Here is an 8,056-nt window from a genome sequence, read left to right on the forward strand (position 1 = left end):
CTTGATATAGAAATTACACCAAATAGACCTGATTGTCTCAGCGTTATAGGTATTGCAAGGGAAGTTTCTGCAATTTATGATGTTGATTTGAATTTGAAAATTAAGAATATAGAAGGGAAAGAAAAATTTCCAGTTGAAATTAAGATTGAAAGCGATGGTTGCTATAGATATACTGCAAGGGTTATAAGGAATGTTACGGTAAAAGAGAGTCCTATGTGGCTTAAAAAAAGGCTAATTGCAGCTGGATTAAGACCAATAAACAACATTGTTGATATCACAAATTATGTAATGCTTGAAACTGGCCATCCAGTGCATGCTTTTGATTTGAAAAACGTTCCTAAGATAGTTGTAAAAGATGCAAAAGGCGGAGAAGAGGTACTACTTTTGGATGAAAACAAATACAAGCTTTTGGGTGGAGAAGTATTGATAACTGATGGTGAAAAGATATTAGCACTTGGTGGAGTAATGGGTGGGGAAGAATCAGGAGTAAAGGATGATACAAAAGATATTCTCCTTGAAGTTGCTATGTTCGATCCTGTTAGAATAAGAAAAACATCAAAAGCACACGGAATTATCACAGATTCTTCTTATAGATTTGAAAGAGGTGTAGATCCAAACGATGCAATATATGTTATAAATAGGCTTACAGAGCTTATTTTAGAACTTTCGGGTGGAACACCTACTGATATTCTAGATCTTTATCCAAGAAAGATTGATAGAACTGAGATCGATTTTGATTTTAATTTTACAAACAAGGTTGTTGGAGAAAATATTGAAGAAGATGTACAAAAAAAGATTCTAGGTAGATTAGGTTTTGAGGTAGAAGGTAATAAAGTATTTGTTCCAACGTATAGGTATTTTGATGTTACAAGACCTATCGATCTTGTAGAGGAGATTTCGAGAATATACGGGATGGAAAAGATAGAAAGTGAACCTTTTAGGATATTGATAAACAGCAATTCAAGAAGTAAAAATCAAAAGCTAAGATATAAATTAAAAGATGCATTAAAAGCGGAAGGCTTTTTGGAGGCAATGAATTTGTCTTTTGTATCAAATGATATAGTAGGCAAATGGAACTTTACCGGTTTTAGCGTAAGAATTTCAAATCCAATTAATGAAGAGATGGCTGTTATGAGACCATCGCTATTATATGGGCTTCTTGATTCTCTTTCGTATAATTACAAAAGGCAAAATAGAGATGTAAAGCTATTTGAAGTTGGGAAGGTATTTATTGAAGAAAACGGCCAACCTAAAGATGTTGAAAAATTAGCGTTTGTTGCAACTGGAAGGATTAATAAAAGAGATTATACAGATCAAAGAATGATCGACTTTTATACTTTTAAAGGGTACATTGAGAATTTGGCAGAGGAGTTCAACCTAAAATTTGAATTTGAGCCAGCAGAAGTTGAGGGATTTGTTCCTACAAGGTGTGCAAGGATTCTATTAAATGGCCAAGAAATAGGTGTTATGGGAATGCTCGATGATGAGATGATGGATAAATTCTACGATGTAAAAGATGAAGTTTACGCACTAGAAATATCGACTCAACCGTTGTATGAAAATTACGTGGAGGTTCCAGAATACAGGGAAAGTTCGCAATTTCCATCTGTAAGACGTGATGTTTCACTTCTTGTCCCAAATGACTTTTTGATGGGAAAAGTGATTGAAGGTCTTTATAAGTATAAATACGTTGAAGAAGCTGGTATATCTGATGTTTATACTGGAAAAGGAATAGAAGAAGGATACAAGAGCGTGACTGTTTATTGTGTGTTTAGAGCAGAAGATAAAACATTAAGTGAGGATGAGGTAAATAAGATCTGGGAAAAGATCAAGAAAGATTTGATATACAAATACCCATTGAAATTGAGATTTGAGGAGGTCTGATATGAAATCAGGATTTGTCGCACTTGCTGGAAAGCCAAATGTAGGAAAATCTTCTATTGTTAATGCGATAGTTGGCAAGAAAATTTTAATTGTTTCAGATAAACCGCAAACTACTAGAAATAGAATAAACGTTATACATACTACTGATGATTTTCAGATAATTTTCGTAGATACACCTGGAATACATAAGCCATTGTACAGGCTTGGAGAATACATGGTTAAGGCAGCAGTAAGTGCACTAAAAGGTGTTGATTTAATCTTGACCGTTGTGGATGCAAAAGAAGGAGTTGGAAAACCAGAAAGGTTTGTCTTTGATTATGTAAATCAATCAAAGACAAAAACTATAGGTGTAATAAATAAAATTGATCTTGTAGATGCTAAAAAGGTTGAGCAAATTTACAATGAAATAAAGAATAGTCTTGAAAATTGTGTGGGCATAGTAAAGACCTCTGCTGTAAGGGGAGAAGGAATAAAAGAACTTTTAGATCTAATTGTTGAAAATCTTGAAGAGGGGCCTCAATACTATCCTGAAGATATGATAACTGATAGACCATTATCTTTTATGGCATCTGAGATAATAAGGGAAAAGATTTTTCATCATACATACGAAGAGGTTCCACACTCTGTTGCTGTCATAATAGAAGAAATAAAAGAAAGAGATAATGGGGTATTGTACATACGCGCAAATATATACGTTGATAGAAATAGCCAGAAGGGAATTATTATTGGTCAAAAAGGAAATATGATAAAAACAATTGGCCAGGAGGCAAGAAAAGAAATAGAATATCTTGTTGGCGGAAAAGTTTTCCTTGATTTGCATGTAAAGGTGAAAAAAGATTGGCGTAATAAGGACTTTATTATATTAAATGAAATTGGAATGAGAGATGATTTAAAAGACTAAATATGAGGGTATGTATAATATATGATACTAAAAGAAGATCGACGGAGCTTTTTGCTAAGTGGATAAAAGAGGCTTTTGAGGAAAATAGTGCAGTTGTAGATGTCTTTAAGGTTAATGAATTCAATGGTGATTTTTCATATGATCTGTTTGTTGTTGGCTCTCCTATTTACTACGAAAAACCTTTAAAGAGCATAACTGATTTTCTACAAAAATATTCGGATAAATTAAGTACAAAAAAATTAGCTCTGTTCATAGTATGTATGGCTCAAATTTTTGGGAAAGCAGGTAAGGCATATATTGAAAAGCAATATCTAAAAGCACTTGAAAGCAAAGTAGAAAATCTAATGTTTAAAAGCGCGGTGTTTAAAGGATGGATTAAAAAGGTAAATTTAAAAGAGAAAAAAGAAGTTTTTGAATGGGTGAATAGTTTAATTGAAAAACTTGAAGGGGAGGTGTAAAAATATGCAAAATTTTGTGTTTTATAACCCAACAAAACTTGTTTTTGGAAAAAATACCGTCGAAAAGATAGGAGAATATTTAAAAAAGGATAACGTTAAAAAGGTCCTTCTTCTTGCAGGTGGGGGTTCTATTAAAAAGAATGGAGTATATGAAAAGGTAGTAAGATCACTTGTAGAAAATGGTGTTGAAAAGATTGAAGTTTGGGGAGTAAGACCTAATCCAGTATTGTCTAAGGTCAAGGAAGCAATTTCTGTTGCAAAAAATGAGAATGTGGATGCAATACTTGCGGTTGGTGGTGGTAGTGTAATAGATAGTGCAAAGGCGGTTGCTGCAGGTGTAAGATACGAAGGAGATGTTTGGGACTTTTATTCTGGAAAAGCAAAGGTAAAAGAAGCTATGCCTTTATATGCTATATTAACCCTTTCTGCAACGGGAACTGAAATGAATGGCAATTCTGTTGTAACAAACGAAGAAACACTTGAAAAATTTTCTTTTAGCTCAATTCACGTTTATCCAAAGGTTTCTGTGGTTGATCCAGAAGTTCAATATACTTTGCCACAAAATCAACTTGTAAATGGCGCCGTTGATGCTATATCACACGTTATGGAGTATTACTTTGATGGTGAAGAAGTTTCTTTAACAGATAGAATTGATGAAGGTATAATAAAGACTATAATGCAAACTACTGAAGTTTTGCTTGATGATCCTAAAAATTACGATGCCAGAGCTAATTTTGCCCTTTCTACTACCCTTGCTTTAAATGGAGTATCTGGCCTTGGACATAAAGGTGGAGATTGGTCATCTCACGCTATAGAACATGCTCTTAGTGCACTAAATCCTGATGTAGCTCATGGTGCAGGACTTGCTGTAGTCTTTCCTGCATGGATGAAATATGTGTGTAATCAAGCACCAGAAAGATTTGTCCAATTTGGCGAAAATATCTTTGGATTGAAAAATTGCAAACCTGAAGAAGCAATAAATGCACTAAGTGATTGGTATAAAAAGATAGGAGCTCCAACAACTTTGAAAGAACTTGGCTTTAAGGAAGAAGATATTGAAAAATTAACCGAAATTGCATCAAAAATGGCTCCTATGGGTAGACTAAAAAAGCTTGAAAGAGATGATATTAAAAAGATATTAGAAATAGCATATTAAGGTTCCAGCAAGTGCTGGAACCTTTATTTATTCTATTGTGTGGTATAATAACTTTAAAAGGGGGTATTAGTTAAATGAAGGTTTTATACGCACAATCAGGTGGAGTAACAAGTGTTATCAATGCATCGGCATATGGAGTTTTGGATGAAGCTAAAAAAGCGGGGCTTGAGGTATATGTAGGTATTCATGGGATTTCTGGTGTTTTAAGAGAAAATCTTTTAAGAATAAATGACATTGATATAGAAGGTCTTAAATATACGCCTTCAGCAGCTTTTGGTTCTTGTAGAAGAAAACTAAAAAATCAAGAGGATATCAATAAATTATTTGAAATTTTCGAAAAGTATGAAATAGAGTATTTCTTTTATAATGGTGGAAATGATTCTATGGATACAGCATGGAGGTTGCATAACGAAGCTCAAAAGAGAAACTTTCCGCTCAAGGTTATAGGTGTTCCAAAAACTATTGACAATGATTTGCCTTATACTGACCATTGTCCAGGATATGGTTCAGCTGCAAAGTATATAGCAACTGCAATGATGGAGGCTACTCTTGATCTGAGAAGCATGTATGCTGATTCAACACGTGTTTTTGTAATGGAAATAATGGGAAGGCATGCTGGTTGGCTTGCGGCTGCTGCCGGACTTGGCTGGTTAAACGGTATAGGACCGGATATTATTCTTTTCCCGGAAGTTGTTTTTAACAAAGAGAGGTTTCTTGATAAGGTAGATGAAACAATAAGAAAAAAAGGGTATTGTTCAATAGCGGTTTCTGAGGGTATAAAGTACGAAGATGGATTTTTTGTTGCTGATATGGGATATACGGATAGTTTTGGAAATAGACAACTTGGCGGCGTAGGTTTTACAATAGCAGGTATGGTAAGGTCAGAACTTTCTTTGAAAACGCACGTTGCAATTCCTGATTATCTTCAAAGAAGTGGAAGGCACATAGCAAGTAAAACAGATGTTGAAGAAGCAGAAGGTGTTGGAAGAGAAGCAGTAAGGTTAGCGCTTTCGGGTGTCTCAGGAGTAATGGTAACTATTGAAAGAATAAGTAATGATCCATACAAGGTTGAATTAAAAACTGTAGAATTGAATAAGGTTGCAGAACAGACAAAATACCTTCCAGAAGATTTTCATAACGAATTTGAAGTGACTGATAAATTTATAAAGTATGCAAAACCGTTAATTGAGGGAGAATTTTTCCCGCCGTTTAAAAATGGTCTTCCTGATTATTTGATAATTGAGGAGGTAGAGCAGCAATAGCCTTCGTTGTATTTTCAATTTTTCAGATATTGTTTGTATTTACACTTTACCTTATTAAAAAAACAAGATATACGTTATTTATAATTCCACTTTCTTCTATATATCTTTTATTTCAAAGGTTTGATATAGTTTTAAATGGATATGGAGGAGTCCGTCTTGTTATGGATTCTTCCTCTTTTTATTTTATTCTAACTAATATTGTAGTTACTATTTTAGTCTCTTTTCAACTGGTTAAACATGGAAATGAAAATACATATTTTTTCTTTTCTCTTTTGCATCCAGTTTTGAATTTACTTTTTATTTCTCACGATTTATTTAATATTTATGTTTTGCTTGAAACAATAACTTTGCTAATAACTCTTTTAATACTGTCATCTGAAAAGTTTGAGCATAAACTTACAGCATTAAAATACATATTTGCAAGTTCTCTTGCAATGAGTTTTTATCTTATTGGAGTTGGCATGTATTATTATGTCAATGGTACTTTTGATATACTAGATGTTAATGGTTTTCCAGGTTTTTTAATAAAGGCGGCTCTTTTTTCAAAATCTGGTATTTTTTTGTTTGGAATGTGGCTTCCTGAAGTTCATTCCAATGTTGAACCTGAGGTTTCTGCTATGCTTTCTAGTATATATACTCAATCTGCGCTTTTTCCACTACTTAGAATATCGGGTGAAAATGAGTTTTTTATTGTTGGGACAATAACATTTCTTTTTGGAGTGTTTTTTTCAATTATATCTTCAGATTTGAAGAAAGTTCTTGCCTATAGTTCAATGTCTCAAATTGGATTGATGCTTTTAAACCCATTTTTTGCACCTCTTTATGTCCTTTCTCATGGGATTTCTAAAGCAATACTATTTTTGACGACAAGATATCAAAAAAGAGATTTAAGAATAAAAAGGGAAGTTAATATTCTTTTATTTTTAACTATGCTTATTTGTTTGCTATCTCTTTCAGGTTTTTCCCTAACACTGGGTGGTTATGTAAAAGGTAAAATGATTCATGGATTGTTTTCATATTTAATTTCATTTTTATCTTCCATTTACGCAGGTAAGATTTTAAAAGTAAAAATTGATTTTAGATTTGAAAAAAAGTTTGTTTATTTGTTTTTAGCATCACTTATTTTAATTTTCCCATATTTTAACTTAAAGTCGTTTGTTGTAATTTTGGGAATGCTGGTAGGATTTTTGTTAAATATAAATTTAGATTTATCATTTACCACTGAGACTATATTGACTTTGATGACATTTTCTGTTTCTATCTTTTCACTCTTTGGAGGGGTTATATGGTAGATTTTATACCACCATTTGTTATAATCTTACTTTCTATATACGGTCTTTTGTTTAAAAGACATATAATTTCCAAAGTTATAGCGTTGGATGTTTTAAATACTGGGGTTGTGTATTTGTTTGTTGTAATTGCTTCAAAAGCAGGTGAATATTATCCTATAAAGACTGAAGGTGTTAAAAATTATGCCGATCCATTCCCACAAGCAGTTATTATTACCTCCATTGTTATTGGTTTTGCTACTCTTTCTCTCCTTTTAATGATTAGCATGCTTGTTGTTGAAAAAAAGAAAAAAACAGACATTGTGAAAATCGAGAAAGATTAATTTGGAACTTTTCACAATCTTTTCTTTTTTATTTTTGATAAATTTTGTATAATTTTCTTTGGAAATATTTCCAAAAAAGGAAGGAGGATGCTTATGAAGAAGTTTTTTATTGTTATAATTCTTGTACTTTCTCTTGTTTCATTTTCTAAGGTCTTTGTTGAAGACGGAAAAGTTGTATTTACATTTAACGAAGCATTAGATGCAAAAGTAGTGTATCTAGCTGGAACTTTTAACAATTGGTCTCCTAATACACTTGCTATGGAAAAGGTGGATGGTGTTTGGAGAGTTTCTCTTGAGCTTGAGCCAGGGACTTACCAATACAAGTACGTTATTGAAGGAAAAAATTGGAAAGAAGATAGTGAAGCTCCAGGATATGTAGACGATGGTTTTGGAGGTAAAAATGGTATATTTACCTTGGTTGACAAAGATGGAACACTTGTTGTTTTACAAGAAAAAGTTGAAAAACCAGCACTTAGAATCAATGAAAACTTTGATCCTGAAATGATGTTTGTTGATGAAGAAGGGTATGTTGTAATTAGATTTAAATATGATGGACAAGCAGATTATGTAACAATTGCAGGAAGTTTTAACAACTGGGATGCCCAAGATATTGAATGCTATGAAATTGATGATGGATTGTGGGAAGCTGTACTTGAACTTGATGAGGGACAGTACCAATACAAATTTGTTGTAAATGGTAGTGAATGGGTTGTTGATGAAAACGCACCTGCATTTGTAGATGATGGATTTGGTGGAGAAAATGGATATTTTGAAGTTTTCAAA

General features: G+C 32.9%; 8 protein-coding genes. All 8 read left to right on the forward strand.

Annotation, left to right across the window (positions count from 1 at the left end; all coding sequences use genetic code 11):
• A partial coding sequence (pheT, locus tag JG780_RS09750; RefSeq protein ID WP_287570400.1) for a phenylalanine--tRNA ligase subunit beta occupies window positions 1-1,884 on the forward strand: 1,884 nt, incomplete at its 5' end.
• 1 nt (window position 1,885) lies between these two features.
• Window positions 1,886-2,785 (forward strand): GTPase Era, encoded by a 900-nt coding sequence (gene era / locus JG780_RS09755; RefSeq protein ID WP_004100821.1) that lies wholly within the window; start codon window positions 1,886-1,888, stop codon window positions 2,783-2,785.
• Between the two features lie 2 nt (window positions 2,786-2,787).
• A complete protein-coding gene (locus tag JG780_RS09760) occupies window positions 2,788-3,243 on the forward strand; it encodes a flavodoxin domain-containing protein (RefSeq protein WP_012579885.1) in 456 nt (151 codons plus the stop codon).
• 4 nt (window positions 3,244-3,247) lie between these two features.
• Window positions 3,248-4,399, forward strand: coding sequence for an iron-containing alcohol dehydrogenase (locus tag JG780_RS09765; RefSeq protein WP_287570402.1), 1,152 nt, complete (start codon window positions 3,248-3,250; stop codon window positions 4,397-4,399).
• Window positions 4,400-4,473: 74 nt separating this feature from the next.
• Window positions 4,474-5,661, forward strand: a complete 1,188-nt coding sequence (locus JG780_RS09770) for a 6-phosphofructokinase (protein ID WP_287570405.1) — start codon at window positions 4,474-4,476, stop codon at window positions 5,659-5,661.
• A gap of 29 nt (window positions 5,662-5,690) precedes the next feature.
• Window positions 5,691-6,953: a proton-conducting transporter transmembrane domain-containing protein gene (locus tag JG780_RS09775; protein ID WP_287570407.1), complete on the forward strand. Its 1,263-nt coding sequence runs from the start codon at window positions 5,691-5,693 to the stop codon at window positions 6,951-6,953.
• Window positions 6,947-7,273, forward strand: a complete 327-nt coding sequence (locus tag JG780_RS09780) for a Na+/H+ antiporter subunit C (protein ID WP_004100808.1) — start codon at window positions 6,947-6,949, stop codon at window positions 7,271-7,273. Before JG780_RS09775 ends, JG780_RS09780 begins: the two co-directional genes overlap by 7 nt.
• Window positions 7,274-7,366: 93 nt before the next feature.
• Window positions 7,367-8,056: early set domain-containing protein (locus tag JG780_RS09785; protein ID WP_287570409.1), on the forward strand; the 690-nt coding region annotated here is incomplete at its 3' end.

The sequence above is a fragment of the Thermosipho sp. (in: thermotogales) genome (genome assembly GCF_020054775.1).
GTDB lineage: Bacteria > Thermotogota > Thermotogae > Thermotogales > Fervidobacteriaceae > Thermosipho > Thermosipho africanus.

What these genes read in the sequence shown, in the direction of transcription:
- JG780_RS09765 (WP_287570402.1), top strand. Translation starts at nt 3,248, where the DNA reads ATGCAAAATTTTGTGTTTTATAACCCAACAAAACTTGTTTTTGGAAAA.
- era (WP_004100821.1), top strand. Translation starts at nt 1,886, where the DNA reads ATGAAATCAGGATTTGTCGCACTTGCTGGAAAGCCAAATGTAGGAAAA.
- JG780_RS09780 (WP_004100808.1), top strand. Translation starts at nt 6,947, where the DNA reads ATGGTAGATTTTATACCACCATTTGTTATAATCTTACTTTCTATATAC.
- JG780_RS09760 (WP_012579885.1), top strand. Translation starts at nt 2,788, where the DNA reads ATGAGGGTATGTATAATATATGATACTAAAAGAAGATCGACGGAGCTT.
- JG780_RS09770 (WP_287570405.1), top strand. Translation starts at nt 4,474, where the DNA reads ATGAAGGTTTTATACGCACAATCAGGTGGAGTAACAAGTGTTATCAAT.